Source organism: Pedobacter sp. CAN_A7, from assembly GCF_015752175.1.
In the GTDB taxonomy this organism is placed as follows: domain Bacteria; phylum Bacteroidota; class Bacteroidia; order Sphingobacteriales; family Sphingobacteriaceae; genus Pedobacter.
Window position 1 is genome coordinate 22,394 of sequence record NZ_JADOUW010000006.1, and the last position, 14,342, is coordinate 36,735.

At 39.8% G+C, this 14,342-nt stretch carries 10 protein-coding genes; 1 reads left to right on the forward strand and 9 read right to left on the reverse strand.

Annotated elements, in window-relative coordinates; all coding sequences use genetic code 11:
* Positions 1–16: 16 nt before the first annotated feature.
* The 6 genes from IWX76_RS17615 to recJ all read right to left on the reverse strand — a co-directional run bounded on the left by IWX76_RS17615 (position 17) and on the right by recJ (position 9,181).
* Positions 17–1,552 carry a lipopolysaccharide biosynthesis protein gene (locus IWX76_RS17615; RefSeq protein WP_196861356.1) on the reverse strand — a complete coding sequence of 512 codons (1,536 nt, stop codon included), beginning with the start codon at positions 1,550–1,552 and terminating at the stop codon, positions 17–19.
* A gap of 6 nt (positions 1,553–1,558) precedes the next feature.
* Positions 1,559–3,913, reverse strand: a complete 2,355-nt coding sequence (locus IWX76_RS17620; protein WP_196861357.1) for a GumC family protein — start codon at positions 3,911–3,913, stop codon at positions 1,559–1,561.
* Positions 3,914–3,924: 11 nt separating this feature from the next.
* A complete protein-coding gene (locus IWX76_RS17625) occupies positions 3,925–4,656 on the reverse strand; it encodes a polysaccharide biosynthesis/export family protein (protein ID WP_196861358.1) in 732 nt (243 codons plus the stop codon).
* Positions 4,657–5,186: 530 nt separating this feature from the next.
* Positions 5,187–6,719, reverse strand: a complete 1,533-nt coding sequence (locus IWX76_RS17630; RefSeq protein ID WP_196861359.1) for a GH3 auxin-responsive promoter family protein — start codon at positions 6,717–6,719, stop codon at positions 5,187–5,189.
* A gap of 15 nt (positions 6,720–6,734) precedes the next feature.
* The gene (gene lptB, locus IWX76_RS17635) at positions 6,735–7,469 is read right to left on the reverse strand and encodes an LPS export ABC transporter ATP-binding protein (RefSeq protein ID WP_196861360.1); all 735 of its coding nucleotides are present in this window, start codon (positions 7,467–7,469) and stop codon (positions 6,735–6,737) included.
* Positions 7,470–7,477: 8 nt separating this feature from the next.
* Positions 7,478–9,181 (reverse strand): single-stranded-DNA-specific exonuclease RecJ, encoded by a 1,704-nt coding sequence (recJ, locus tag IWX76_RS17640; RefSeq protein ID WP_196861361.1) that lies wholly within the window; start codon positions 9,179–9,181, stop codon positions 7,478–7,480.
* Positions 9,182–9,241: 60 nt separating this feature from the next.
* Between recJ and IWX76_RS17645 the strand changes: the two genes are divergently transcribed.
* Positions 9,242–10,006: an MBL fold metallo-hydrolase gene (locus IWX76_RS17645; protein ID WP_196861422.1), complete on the forward strand. Its 765-nt coding sequence runs from the start codon at positions 9,242–9,244 to the stop codon at positions 10,004–10,006.
* 3 nt (positions 10,007–10,009) lie between these two features.
* Here IWX76_RS17645 and IWX76_RS17650 read toward each other — a convergent pair whose 3' ends face one another.
* The 3 genes from IWX76_RS17650 to IWX76_RS17660 all read right to left on the reverse strand — a co-directional run bounded on the left by IWX76_RS17650 (position 10,010) and on the right by IWX76_RS17660 (position 14,180).
* Positions 10,010–10,408 carry a response regulator gene (locus IWX76_RS17650; protein ID WP_196861362.1) on the reverse strand — a complete coding sequence of 133 codons (399 nt, stop codon included), beginning with the start codon at positions 10,406–10,408 and terminating at the stop codon, positions 10,010–10,012.
* Positions 10,409–10,516: 108 nt separating this feature from the next.
* Complete coding sequence (gene gcvP / locus IWX76_RS17655; RefSeq protein ID WP_196861363.1) at positions 10,517–13,399, reverse strand: aminomethyl-transferring glycine dehydrogenase; 2,883 nt, start codon at positions 13,397–13,399, stop codon at positions 10,517–10,519.
* 61 nt (positions 13,400–13,460) lie between these two features.
* Positions 13,461–14,180, reverse strand: coding sequence for a pyridoxine 5'-phosphate synthase (locus IWX76_RS17660; protein ID WP_196861364.1), 720 nt, complete (start codon positions 14,178–14,180; stop codon positions 13,461–13,463).
* Between the last annotated feature and the right edge of the window lie 162 nt (positions 14,181–14,342).

Sequence of the window (14,342 nt, forward strand, 5' to 3'; positions counted from 1 at the left end):
ATGCCGTAATAAAAGGTCAAAGTTTGATCAAGATTTTCCCAAGTCCCCCTAGCATACCTTTAATTCGATCCACCGCTATGATCGGTAGGACTTGCCAGTATTTTCCGCAGTTCCATATAAATAGCATGGACGATACTATCATTATAATCCATTTTGCTTCTGGGAACATATTTAGTGCAGCCATTGATAGGGCCGCAATGCAAACTGAGGCGACTGCGATAGAATATGGCTTTATTGGCCAATGCAGTTTATTTTGATGCAACCAGTTTTTTGCAACATGTAGAAAGGCAATGTTCGCCGTAATTTCCGCGATTAATAGCGCGATGCCAGCACCTAAAATTCCAAACCGGGGAACTAAAACAAGTATACCGATAATCGCCAGTACCCCTGTGATACAGGAGATCACTAATTGTTGCCGAACTAAATTGTTTCCTTTGACTACCGTAATAGCTGGTTGTGTTATGGCATATATCAGTACACACAAGGAAAGTATGGCAAATAGCCAGGGATTGAATGGAATATTACCTCTTGTCCAGGTCACAAATAATGGGCCTATAAACACTTGTAAACAAACAAATGCTGGTGCTAGCAGGCTTACCGTAATCATCCATATGGTTCCAAATGCAATTTCACATCGTGCCTGATCCCGATCATGTAGAAATCTCATGAAATCCGGCATCAATGGGTTTGTAATGGTGTGTAATCCTTGCATGGCCACATTGGTTCCTGTTCGCATCGTGGAAAATGCAGCTAGACCCGCGGCCCCAGTAAATGGTGTAATTAACAATCGAGCCCCTTGTTGTCGCATGTTCTCTAATAACCCCGTTATGGAAAGAAAAAATGATTGGAGAAAGGTTGCCCATCCAATTTTTAATGAAGGTTTGACATACCTAATTCTTTCTCGATGAAGTAATCTAAACCTGTCATAATAAATTGGAATTTCTATAAGAACCTTAACCACACCTACCATCACGCCTGTTTCTAATAGGCTATATCCCTGGATAACCATGATTGCAGGAGTAAGGTTAGTTGTCACTGATACAAACACACCCCACCAGGCCATCCGTGGATAGTAACCGTACGTCGAAAGCGCACGATTAATAATTCCTGAAATGCTGCCAGTTAAAAGCCATGTAATACTTTGAATTAATAGGATGATTCCTGCCTGGTAGATTTCATTCTTACCTAGTAACGCCATACCTGTTTCAAATGGAGAAGGTAAAGTGCCAAAGGATAAAAGGATGATGACGACTACTATCTGAAATATGGCTAGTGTAAAACCGATCAACGATCCAGAGCTTAAATATTTACTCATCATTAATCGGTTATCTTTTCCAATCTTCAAAAATTCAAACCCCAAATATTCCTGATAGCCAAAGTCCAGTGCCGTAAGTAGTGTTCCTAGCGATAATACGGCTAACCATAATCCATAGGTTTCAATGTTCCAGTAAGTTAGGTAAAGTGGGACCAGGGCAATTTGGGTAACTAATGTAATTCCGATATGGATCCAAGAAGCAACTGAACCAGATATTAATCTTGATGTAACAGACATAGCCTATTAAAAGCGGGTAGAAAACTTCCCGAAAACAAAGTTCCAGGCAGAATTTGCGGGCTTGTCAGTATAATAGCCATAGTCCAGTGAGTATCCGTACCGGTTGTCCATTTCTATACCATTGAAAACCACATGCATGTTGGGCAATTTCATTTCCTTATAAACTGCATCCACAAATTTCAATTCCGACTTCGGGGTGAAATTATGGCGAACCATATAAAGGGTGATATCACAAAGTGGTGCAAGAATCATTGCATCAGTTACCAGGTGCAGGGGTGGAGAATCAATCAGGATGTTATCGTATTCATACTTTAACTCCTCAATTAAGTTTCTCATTCGTGCTCCCTCTAATAACTCTGAAGGGTTATCCGGTACGGCGCCTGATCGCATGACAAACAAATTCTCATGGATGCCCGACGGTACAATGATGTCGTCTTTTGATACTTCACCTTTTAGGCATTCACTCAATCCGAGCTGGCTTTGCGTCAAGTTAAAAATCTTTGAAATCTGTGGTTTGCGTAAATCCAACTCCAATATGATGGTTTTCTTTCCCATGATGGCAAGAGATGCGCCAATATTACTGCTCACATAACTTTTACCTTCCTTGGCAATACTTGAGGTAAACAGGATTACCCTGCCTTCCTTTTTGTATTCATGTAAAATGCTGGTTCTTAATGCGCGCATTTGTTCTCCGAGGACATGTGTTTTACGGTTTAATACAACAATTGGTGTTTTCTTTATGTCCTGACTCAGTTCACAAATTACTGGCACGTTGGTAACCGCTTGAATGTCATCACGAGTTAGTATTTTGTTCCGCATTGCTGTTCTGGCCGAAATCAGCCCGGCGGGCACGAGGAACCCAAAAAGTAGGGAAATAAGAAGCGGTATTTTTTTATTTGATTCAGGGTCCTCAAAATAAGCTGCCTCTACTGTTTTTGCATCAGTAAGGGTAGAGGCATAGCTTAAAGCCACTTCTTCCCGTTTTTGTAATAAGTAAACATAAAGACTTTCCTTTATTGCCTGTTGCCTTTTTATACTTACGTATTTTCGTTCCTGCCCTGGAAGACTCTTAATGCCCGTTTCAAATTGGGAGTTAATCGAGTTTAACTGTCTTTTTGTAGCGATGAGCGAACTTTTTATACCACTCACATTTTCCTTAATAGCAGTCTTTGTACTTTGTATTTGTCTGTTGATGGGAATGAAGATGGGGTTAGTTGCAGGCGTAATGGCTAATAACTTATCCCTTTCTAACTGTAATTTACTAAGTTGTCCAACTAAGCTGATTAATCCAGGATCGGTAATCCCTATTGTAGCAGGAGCATTTTCCGCTTTGCTTTCCTTGTTGACATATTCCTCTACACCATCAATTACATTAAGCTGTACATTGACCTCATTTAACATGCCATCATTAGTTTGTACTTTATCCAGAAAAAACTGTGATTTTGAAGAGATATCAGTTAACCCAATACTACTTTTATAGCCCTCTACATCCTTTTCTGCGAGTGTTAACTCACCGGTTAGAGAATCAAGTCTTTCGTCAATAAATTTTAAGGTGCTCTCCGTTTCCTTCTGTTTTTCAACAATGTTTTGCCGTTTAAAAGCGGCAATTAAATGATTCAGAATCTTCTCACCCCGTTCCGGAACCTCATCATTTAACTTCAGGTCGATAATAGGCGCATTTTTATTCAATACCGTGCCTATATTCTTTTGATATGCAGTGACAGTTTTGTTTTGATTTGTTAAATCAATGCGAATTGTTTTACCAATATAATTTTTAAGGTTTGGAGTAGGGACCAATTTCCAGGTTCCAAATCTATTTTTTAGCGTGTCGGTAAAGGCAACTGTTAAAGTCCTTTCTTTAGGATCAGTTAGTCTGAATTTCGAAAGGCTAAGTATCTCGATGTTAAAAAATATTTTTGGCAAATTACCGTTCCCATTGATTAATTTGAACTGCACAGGGGTATTCGTATAGATATCCTGTCTTTTAAAACGCGTTGATAGGGAATACCGGGTCCATAATTGTAATTCTTCAACCACTTGACCAACCAAAGGTCTGGACTTCAATACCTCCATTTCACTTTCCACTAGTTTTGGGCCTGTAGATAAATTTAGTTGTTCAAGTGCTGCAGATTTATCATTGATCGCTTTATTCTTGTCATCCATAATGGCAAGTTTGGCCCTCACCTGGTACACGGGGTTTAGCCGTTTGAGATACAAAAATCCAGCGGATACGAATATGCACAGAAAGAGCAGGAACAAAGGCCAGTGGTGCAGGTAATTACTGATTACTTGTTTTATATTTTTGCCTTTTTCTTCTCCTTTGTTATTAATAGGAGTGTAGTAAAATTCTTCTGTACTCATTTTCTCAAAATTTATAAGACATTGGTTAAGATAATTGCTGCAATGGAAAGTGCAGAAAGCACTAGGCTGAATGTGCGGTAGCTGCCATCAACAGTGGCGTATTTGGTTTTATCAGGCTGAACATAAATAACATCGTTATTCTTCAGGTAGTAATAAGGCGATTGAAAAATCTTGGATGAACTGATATCCATGGGTATATATTCCCGCTTTCCGTCGATTTCCCTGATCAGGATGATGTTATTCCGTTTAGCAGTAATGTTTAAATCACCAGCTAAACTTAAAGCTTCCATAATGGTGATTCTTTCATTAAGCACCTGATAATTGTCTGGTTTTAACACATCGCCCAACACGGCAATTTTAAAGTTTAAGATTCTCACATTCACCGTTGGCTCACTAAGGTAGGTTAGTAATTTTTGCTCAATCTGCTCGCCCACAACACTCGTGGTCAGTCCGGTTACTTTGAGCTTTCCAATCATCGGTAGTTTAATCTCTCCGTTATGGTCAACAAGGTATCCCTTAATTCTTGTAGTAGAATCGTTATAAGCCAAAGGGTTCAAGCTGTTTACGCTGACATCCAGGATGTCTGAATTTTGAATGGTTAAGGCAGTGAAATTGCTGATGTTCTCTCGGGTAGGGGCAGATCGGTTAATGTTTTGGAAATAAGGAATTTTGTTATACGAACTACAGGCGCTTAAAAACAATAAACCTGCAATTAACAAGAATTGGCTGCGGTATTTATACATAGTCTTTATATAAGAGGTGAATTTTTACGAATTTGTAATGTTTTTGTAGAGTTCCTCCACTCCGCTTACAGCAGCTTTTTGTCAGATGGAAGATTGTGTAATGATCAGAAGTCAGTGAATATTACTTCTGTTTTTTTTATAAACATAAGGAGAGTATAAAAAAGAAAAAAGCGTTTTACACTATTGTACACTTGATTGTGGAACTGTTGTGTAGGTTATTTCTCAGCGTTTATTTTCGCTGTTAAAACACTTATTATTAGGTCTTAGCGCCATTTTTTTAACTTGAGAATCCTTTTCAAAGTTTTCATCATTTCCGTTTTGTCTGGGGTGACTTCTCTTGGACTGAGTAACTTTTGGGAAACTTTTTACGCGTTTTTCTCAGGTTGATTATACGGCAAAATGCACAAGCAACTAAAATATGACTAATATTTTTAAGTATTTTCTACAATTATGTATAAAATAAAGTAACTAATGTGCTTCATTTTAAATAAATGTCTACATAGCTGTAGCAAGTTGGGTACACTGCTGGACTAGCTGCCGCAGGGATGCGACAAGCCCATTTGTTTCAAAATCTCATCCACATACTTTCTTTCATTGGCTAATCGGGGAACCTTATGCTGTCCGCCCAGTTTGCCTTTTGATTTCAGCCAGTTGTAAAAAGTGCCCGCAGGGGCATTGTGGATTTTAGGTCTGCTTAAGGCCATGTCATTAAATCGCTTGGCATCATAATCTGAATTAATCTCTCTTAATGTCTCATCCAAAACATCAACAAATTTTTCAAAGTCGTCCGGTTGCCGGTCAAACTCTATAATCCATTCATGGCCACCAGCTTTTTCACCCTCAAAGTAAATAGGACAAGCGGTATAATCCAAAAAGACTGCACCTGTAGCACAGCAGGCTGCACTAATCGCATGTTCTGCATTGTCTATGATCACTTCTTCGCCAAAAGCGTTAATAAAGTGCTTTGTTCTTCCCGTAATTTTAATGCGAAAGGGGTCAATTGAGGTGAATTGTATCGTATCTCCAATCATATAACGCCAGAGTCCACCATTTGTAGAAATAATAATAGCGTAGTTTTTATGCAATTCTACCTCGTCAAGTGCCAGCGTCATTGGATTTTCCTCAGTAATATCTTCCATAGGAAGGAATTCGTAATAAATTCCATAATCCAGCATTAACAATAACTCTTCCGAATTCATTTGATCCTGAATACCGAAAAACCCTTCTGATGCATTATAGGTTTCCAGGTAATACATATCGTCCGATGGTATTAAAGCCTTAAACTGCTCCCTGTAAGGTTTAAAATTAACCGCACCATGGAAATATAATTCCAGGTTTGGCCAAACCTCCAGCAGGTTTTTCTTGCCAGTCATTTCCAATACCTTTTTCGCCAGCACTAATGTCCAGGTTGGTACCCCAGAAATGTTGGTCACATTTTCTTTGATGGTGGCTTCTGCCATGCGCTCCATCTTATGCTCATAATTGTCCATCAGCGCGATGGAAATATCAGGGGTACGGTAATATTCTGCCCACATAGGCAGGTTTTTGATCAGCACAGCCGATAAGTCTCCATAAAAAGAATCTTCATTCAGCTGGTTAATCTGGTGGCTTCCACCTAAAACCAGGCCTTTACCACTTAACAGGTGATTATCTGGTTTATTATTGCAATAGATAGAAAGCAAGTCTTTGCCACCCTTAAAATGGCATTCCTGTAATGACTCTTCCGAAACCGGGATAAATTTACTCCGGTCGCTCGTGGTGCCTGAAGATTTGGCGAACCATTTAATCTCCGAAGGCCAGAGTATGTTTTGCTCACCTTTCAGCATCCGCTCTATATAGGGCTTTAACGTATCATAGTTTTGAAGGGGTACTCTTTCCTTAAACTGTTTTACATTTTCTATCGATTTATAATCATATTTTTTACCCCATTCCGTATACTCCGCACTGGATATCAAAGTATGAAACCATTCATCCTGCACATCAAGTGGATACTTCATAAAAAGTTCTATCTGGTGAACTCTTTTTTTCATGTACCAGGTAAAAAGTGAATTAACAATTGCCATGCTCGTTTTTATGAATTATAATTTTTTGCTGCGAAGTACAAAGTTAGACCCCAGGTAAACCTTTCTTACCATCTCATTTGCCGCAAGTACTTCCGGTGTACCCGATTCTAAAATTTTTCCTTCAAAAAGCAAATAAGCCCGGTCTGTAATTGATAGTGTTTCCTGTACGTTGTGATCCGTAATTAAAATTCCGATATTTTTGTTTTTAAGCTTGGCTACAATGGTTTGTATCTCTTCTACCGCAATGGGGTCTACTCCCGCAAACGGTTCATCCAGTAGAATAAAGTTCGGACTGGCTGCCAATGCGCGTGCTATTTCGGTTCTTCTTCTTTCACCACCAGAAAGTAAATCACCTCTGTTTTTACGCACCTTATGTAAACTGAATTCATTAATTAATTCTTCCAGTTTTTCCCGGCGTTCTTCCTTGCTCATTTTGGTCATTTCCAATATGGCCATGATATTATCCTCTACGGTAAGCTTTCTAAATACAGAAGCCTCCTGCGCCAGGTAGCCGATGCCTTTTTGTGCACGTTTATACATGGCATCACTGGTAATGTCAACATCATCTAAAAATATAGTCCCTTCGTTAGGTTTTATCAAACCAACAATCATGTAAAAAGAGGTTGTTTTTCCGGCACCATTAGGGCCTAGTAAACCAACAATTTCTCCCTGACTTACACTAAAAGACACGTCGTTTACAACGGTACGCTGTTTATATTTTTTAATTAAATTCTCTGCTCGTAAAATCATTCAGGTTATTAATTTTCAATTCTGATTGCCTTAATATTTAACTGCAAACGTCTTTGTTCCTTCCACACATTTTCTTCTATGGTGTAACAAACGGAGAACGGTTTATGTTGCGGTAAATCCTTTAGGTAATCAGACTGATTAAAGGCTATACAATCAAAAGTAATTGAATTTTCTTGTTTTATAGTTAACTTCAAGTGTTTTGATCCCACAATATAAGGAATTCCAACGCAATAGACCTGGTGACTTACAAACACTGGAGCAAGGTTGCCTGGTCCGAATGGAGCCATTTGGGCTAAGATCCGTTGAAATTTACCCTCAATTTGAGAAAGCGATATTTCGGCATCAATATTTATTTCCGGACGAAGAAGATGCTCAGGGATACTATCAGCGACCACACGTTCAAACCGGTCAGAAAAAATCTGCATATTTTCCGGTTTCATGGTTAAACCTGCCGCAAATTTATGTCCGCCAAATTGTTCCAGCAAATCAGCGCAGCTTAATAACGCTTCATATAAATCGAAACCTGGCACCGACCGTGCAGAACCGGTTAAAAAACCATTAGAATGGGTTAATACAATGGTAGGGCGGTAATAGGTTTCCGTTAGCCTGGAAGCCACAATGCCAATTACCCCTTTATTCCAGCTCTGATTATACACCACAGTGGTTTTTCGGTTCATTAAAATCTCACAATCACCAATCATAGCCAATGCTGCTGCGGTGGTTAATTGATCAGTGGTTTTGCGCTCTGTATTGTGCAGGTTAATAAATGAACTTTGTTCCAATGCTTCCCCATCTTCATCACAAATCAGCATTTTAACCGCTTCACTTGCATGGTCCATGCGCCCCGCTGCATTAATGCGCGGTGCCAGTGTAAAAACAACATCGGTCAGCGTAAAAACTTTGTCGCCTCCGGCACTCTGCATGAGTGCTTTTAAACCCATGCAGGGCTTACTATTTAATTTCAACAGGCCATGATAAGCCAGGATCCTATTTTCATCTAAAATCGGTACAATATCTGCTGCTGCACTAACCATAACCAGGTCTATATACTGCTCATACTTTTCTGCTGGTATATGATGCCGCAGGCAATAAGCTTGGGCCAGCTTAAAACCAATTCCGCAACCGGCAAGTTCTTTAAAGGGATACGTACAGTCATTCCGTTTAGGGTCCAACACGGCAACAGCTGCTGGCAGTTCATCGCCCGGTAAGTGGTGGTCGCAGATAATGAAATCGATACCCAAAGATTGTGCATAACTCACTTTATCGACCGACTTAATCCCACAATCCAGCGCAATGATTAACGTGTATCCATGTTCCTTGGCATAGTCAATACCTTGAGTAGAAATACCGTAACCTTCTTTATGCCGGTCTGGTATATAATAAGTTATGTTCTCAGTAAAATGTTTGAAAAAGCTATAAGCCAGGGCTACTGAGGTAGTTCCATCTACGTCATAGTCGCCATAAATCAGAATCGGCTCTTGTGTAGCCAGTGCCCTGTCAATGCGGTCTATGGCTTTATCCATATCCTTCATTAAAAAAGGATCATGAAGATCGCTCAGCTGTGGGCGGAAAAAATCTCGTGCTTCATCAAAGGAAGTAACACCCCGGTGCACCAAAATCTGGGCTAAACTACGGTCAATATTTAATTGTTGTGCGAGCGAATCGATGATCTCTTTATTCCCCTGTACTGCCTGCACCCATCTTTTTTCCATATCTTTGCGAAGTGATTCGTAAAGATATCATTAATTTTTTTCTTACAAATAACTATGCCCTTGCAAGTATTCACTTTATTCGAAGGTTCCTATTCTGTTGATGCCAGTAAAAAATTTGTGCCTTTTAACCCAGAGGTAGACAGTCCTAAAGATCGCCCTGCATCTCTATTTATCAGCGTACAACCTTTTTTGGTTAAAATAAATAACCTCTTATTGCTGTTAGATACAGGCTTGGGGTATAGCAATGCCGATGGTCAGCTTATACTCCACGAAAATATAAGAAAAGCAGGTTTTGATCCTGAAGATGTTGATTATGTATTGATGTCTCACTTGCATTACGATCATTCCGGTGGCATGGTTCACCATCATGATGGTAATATGGAGTTAAGTTTTCCACATGCTACTTATGTAATACAAGAAGGAGAGTGGGAGGCGGCTTTCTCTAGTGGTTCTTCCTCTTATCACACCGAAATCTTTGATTTCCTACAAAGAAACGCACAAATTCAATTTATTGAAGGTTCAGGAACACTGCTGGAAGGCATTCATTATGAATTAACCGGCGCCCATTGCCCTTACCACCAAACATTTCTTTTAGATGATGGTACAGACAAAGTGTTTTTTGGCGCAGATGTGTTGCCAGAGCACGAAGAATTACTAAGAAAGTTTATTGCAAAGTATGATTTCGATGGTAGGAAAGCCATGGAACTGCGCGAAGAATATGGTAAACGAGCTGCTGCAGAAAACTGGAATTGTCTTTTTTACCATGGGAAGAAAAAGGCAACGGGGTTCGTGACCTACGAAGACGGTGCCTTTAAAGTAGTATAAGCATTAAGCTGAAACGGCTTTGAATAATTCGATTAAACGGTCAATGGATAGTGGTTTAGAAATAAACCCTTTTACAACTTTATAAGTCTTTGCTTTTTCGATATCATTTTCATAAACTGACGATGACAACATGTACATATCCACTGCTTTAGTGATGTTCATTTTTTCGTAAGCTTCTATAAATTCCCAGCCATTAAGCACTGGCATATTAATGTCAATCAATATAAGATGCGGAAATTGTTCCGTATCACCGGCAATTTCGTTGAGATAGTCAATGGCTAACTGCCCATTGGTTTTTGCTACCATGTTAACAGGGAAACCGGTTTTTTCTACGATCTTTTTTATGATGAATATGTTAATATCATCATCATCAATAACAAGTAAATTGATTTTAAAATCCATGTTTGTTTAGTGAAATAGAGCAGCTATTAATTAAAGATATAAAATAGAAATGTAAATAAACGATAAAAAAAAGGCCATTTATTGATAAATGACCTTTTTTTTTAATAATTATATTCCAACCGGATCTTCCATATAGCTTTCCATAGGCGGGCAAGCACATACTAATGACCTGTCGCCATAAGAGTCATTAACCCTGCCAACCGACGGCCAAAACTTGTTTGCCGCTACGTAAGGTAGTGGAAATGCTGCCGATTGTCTGCTATATTGGTGGCTCCATTCGTCGCCAGTTACGTTTGCTGCAGTATGCGGTGCATTTTTTAATGCATTGTCTGTTTTATCACTTGTACCACTTTCAATGTCACTGATTTCCCCTTTAATGGCAATTAAAGCATCACAGAATCTATCTAATTCATGTTTAGGCTCGCTTTCCGTAGGCTCCACCATTAAGGTTCCAGCAACCGGGAAAGATACCGTTGGTGCATGAAAACCATAATCCATTAATCGTTTAGCAATATCAACCACTTCAATACCGAAGTTCTTAAAGCTTCTGCAATCCAATATCATCTCATGTGCACAACGACCTTTGCTTCCAGAATATAAAACCGGATAGTGTTGCTCTAAACGCGCTTTCATGTAGTTGGCATTTAAAATAGCATACTTCGTGGCATTGGTTAACCCATCAGTACCCATCATAGCAATGTAGGCATGAGAGATAATTAGAATAGAGGCAGAACCCCATGGTGCAGAAGATACTGCAGGAATAGATTTTTCTCTGTTAATGTCAACAACAGCATGTCCAGGTAAGTATTTAACCAGGTGTTTAGCTACACCAATTGGTCCCATACCCGGGCCACCACCACCGTGAGGAATACAGAATGTTTTGTGCAGGTTTAAGTGACATACGTCTGCACCAATATTAGCCGGGCTCGTTAAACCAACCTGTGCATTCATATTGGCACCATCCATATAAACTTGTCCGCCATTGGCATGGATCGTTTCACAGATTTCAATAATACTTTCCTCAAATACACCATGTGTAGAAGGGTAAGTAACCATTAAGCAGGATAGGTCGTCTTTATGTTGCTCAGCCTTAGCTTTTAAATCTTCAACATCAATGTTTCCATTTTCTAAAGATTTAACCACCACTATTTTCATGCCGGCCATGGCTGCCGAAGCAGGGTTGGTACCGTGTGCAGAAGATGGGATTAAAGCCACATTACGATGATGGTCGCCACGATCCTGGTGATAAGCCCTGATGACCATTAAACCTGCATACTCACCCTGAGCACCAGCATTAGGTTGAAAACTCATGGCAGCAAAACCTGTAATCTCACTCAACCATTTGTCTAATTCATTAAATACAGCATAATAACCGCCTACCTGATCAACAGGGGCAAAGGGGTGTATTTTAGAAAACTCAGGCCAGGTAATCGGTATCATTTCAGAAGTTGCATTTAACTTCATGGTGCAAGACCCTAAAGCAATCATGGAATGCGTAAGCGAAAGATCTTTCGCTTCCAGTGATTTAATGTAACGCAGCATTTCATGCTCCGAATGGTGAGAATTAAAAACCGGATGTGTTAAATATTCCGATGTACGTTGCAGGCCTGCAGGAATAACTGTGTTGATGTTTTCTTCCTGTAATTCTGCTTCATCCGCAGCAATGCCTTTCACTTTCGAGAATATACGGTTTAATAACCTGATGTCTTCTACGGCAGTAGTTTCATCTAAAGCAATGGTAACTACAGTGCCTTTATAATTTAAGTTGATTTCATTGTCGATGCAAACACCGTGAATGGCATCTTTCAAGTCGCCTAACTCTACTTGTATTGTATCAAAATAAGATTGCGTTAATACCTTATAGCCTATTTTCTCTAAAGAAGTTGCTAAAGTTACCGATAGACCATGTATGCGTTCTGCAATCAGTTTCAAGCCTTTCGGACCATGGTATACGGCATAAAAACCAGCCATAATGGCCAGTAGTGCCTGTGCAGTACAAATATTAGAGGTCGCCTTATCCCTGCGGATATGTTGCTCTCTGGTTTGTAAAGCCATCCGTAAGGCATAGTTATTATCGCTATCGATGGTTACACCGATAATTCGGCCTGGAATAGACCTTTTATAAGCGTCTTTGGTCGCAAAGTAAGCCGCATGTGGACCACCGAATCCGATGGATACGCCAAAACGTTGTGTAGTACCTACCACAACATCTGCACCCCATTCTCCAGGAGGAGTTAACAAGGTTAAGCTTAATAAATCTGCAACAACCGTAACTTTTACATTTTTTTCATGTGCAGCTTGTGCAAAAGAGGTATAGTCAAATACTTCTCCGTTTCCTGCTGGGTATTGAATAATAGCACCGAAAAATTCTTCGTTTAACTCGATCTCCTGATGATTTCCAATAACCAGTTCTATACCGAAAGGATTAGCACGGGTGTTTAGGATATCAATGGTTTGTGCAAATAACAATTCTGAAACAAAGAATTTCTTTGCTCCCTTGTTTTTGCTCAAGCTGTATTGCATAAACATGGCCTCAGCAGCAGCGGTACCTTCATCTAATAAGGAGGCATTCGCAATTTCCATTCCGGTTAAATCAATCACCATGGTTTGGAAATTTAACAAAGCCTGTAAACGGCCTTGTGCAATTTCTGCCTGGTATGGCGTGTATTGTGTATACCATCCTGGGTTTTCCAAAACGTTACGTAAAATAACACCTGGAGTAATCGTGTCGTAGTATCCTTGTCCGATATAAGATTTAAATACTTTATTTAAAGAAGCCGTCTGTTTTAATGTGGCCAGGTAATCTGCTTCTGATTTCGCTTTCGGCAAATTTAAAGGCTGCTTTAGCCTAATTTGCTGAGGAATCGTTTCTTCAATCAATTGATCAACAGAATCAACGCCAATGGTTGTCAACATGGCGGCAGTATCAGCTGCATTTGTTGCAATATGACGGTTTTTAAAGTCTTCTTTGTAATGGATGTTTAAACTCATGAATGGTGACTATAAATGTTGGCGCAAAGGTAAAGATTTTCCAGCTTAGTTTGATGCCAGCTTAGTTTGATAATTGTAACAAGTACATTTGTATTGTGTTTTCCAAGCCTAAATATAGCGCATCTGCTATCAGGGCATGACCTATGGAAACTTCCAGCAGGTTAGGAATTTGCTGGGCAAAGTACTGTAAATTATAAAGGTCGAGGTCATGCCCCGCGTTTAGTCCCAAACCCAGCAAGGTTGCCCGTTCTGCAGCCTTTACGTAAGGTGCAATGGCTTGCTCCTTGTTTTGGTGATACCCTTGTGCATAAGCTTCGGTATACAGCTCAATTCGGTCGGTGCCCGTTGTGGCTGCGGCTTCAATCATGTCCAACACCGGATCTACGAAAATAGATACACGAATACCTTCCTGTTGAAAAGTCTTCACCATCTCTTGCAGGTAGTCCTGGTTTTTTATCGTATCCCAACCATGGTTGGAGGTAATTTGTCCTTCTGTATCGGGTACCAATGTCACCTGTGCAGGTTTGTTAGCCAATACAAGGTCTACAAATTTTTGTTCCTTACAATTTCCTTCTATATTAAATTCAGTGGCAATGACCTCTTTCAAGTCAAACACATCCTGATACCGAATATGCCTTTCGTCGGGGCGGGGGTGTACCGTGATGCCCTGCGCACCAAAACGTTCGCAATCTAAAGCTACCTTGACCAGGTTTGGATTATTGCCTCCCCGGCTGTTACGCAGAGTAGCAATTTTGTTAATGTTTACAGATAGATGGACCATAATGCAAAGATAAAGTTTTACACGGGATCGATTGCATACTTTATCAGCGTGTTTTTCACCTCGTTAATACTTTATGTCCTATCTTGTTTGATATTTTATAATAGCAAGCTAACCAAATATAAACACCTTCTTTATAAGCCGCCTTATTATAAATATGACCTC

Excerpts from the sequence above, each read along its gene's own strand:
- IWX76_RS17625 (WP_196861358.1), bottom strand. The coding sequence starts at position 4,656 with ATGTATAAATACCGCAGCCAATTCTTGTTAATTGCAGGTTTATTGTTT.
- gcvP (WP_196861363.1), bottom strand. The coding sequence starts at position 13,399 with ATGAGTTTAAACATCCATTACAAAGAAGACTTTAAAAACCGTCATATT.
- IWX76_RS17660 (WP_196861364.1), bottom strand. The coding sequence starts at position 14,180 with ATGGTCCATCTATCTGTAAACATTAACAAAATTGCTACTCTGCGTAAC.
- recJ (WP_196861361.1), bottom strand. The coding sequence starts at position 9,181 with ATGGAAAAAAGATGGGTGCAGGCAGTACAGGGGAATAAAGAGATCATC.
- IWX76_RS17630 (WP_196861359.1), bottom strand. The coding sequence starts at position 6,719 with ATGGCAATTGTTAATTCACTTTTTACCTGGTACATGAAAAAAAGAGTT.
- lptB (WP_196861360.1), bottom strand. The coding sequence starts at position 7,469 with ATGATTTTACGAGCAGAGAATTTAATTAAAAAATATAAACAGCGTACC.
- IWX76_RS17615 (WP_196861356.1), bottom strand. The coding sequence starts at position 1,552 with ATGTCTGTTACATCAAGATTAATATCTGGTTCAGTTGCTTCTTGGATC.
- IWX76_RS17650 (WP_196861362.1), bottom strand. The coding sequence starts at position 10,408 with ATGGATTTTAAAATCAATTTACTTGTTATTGATGATGATGATATTAAC.
- IWX76_RS17620 (WP_196861357.1), bottom strand. The coding sequence starts at position 3,913 with ATGAGTACAGAAGAATTTTACTACACTCCTATTAATAACAAAGGAGAA.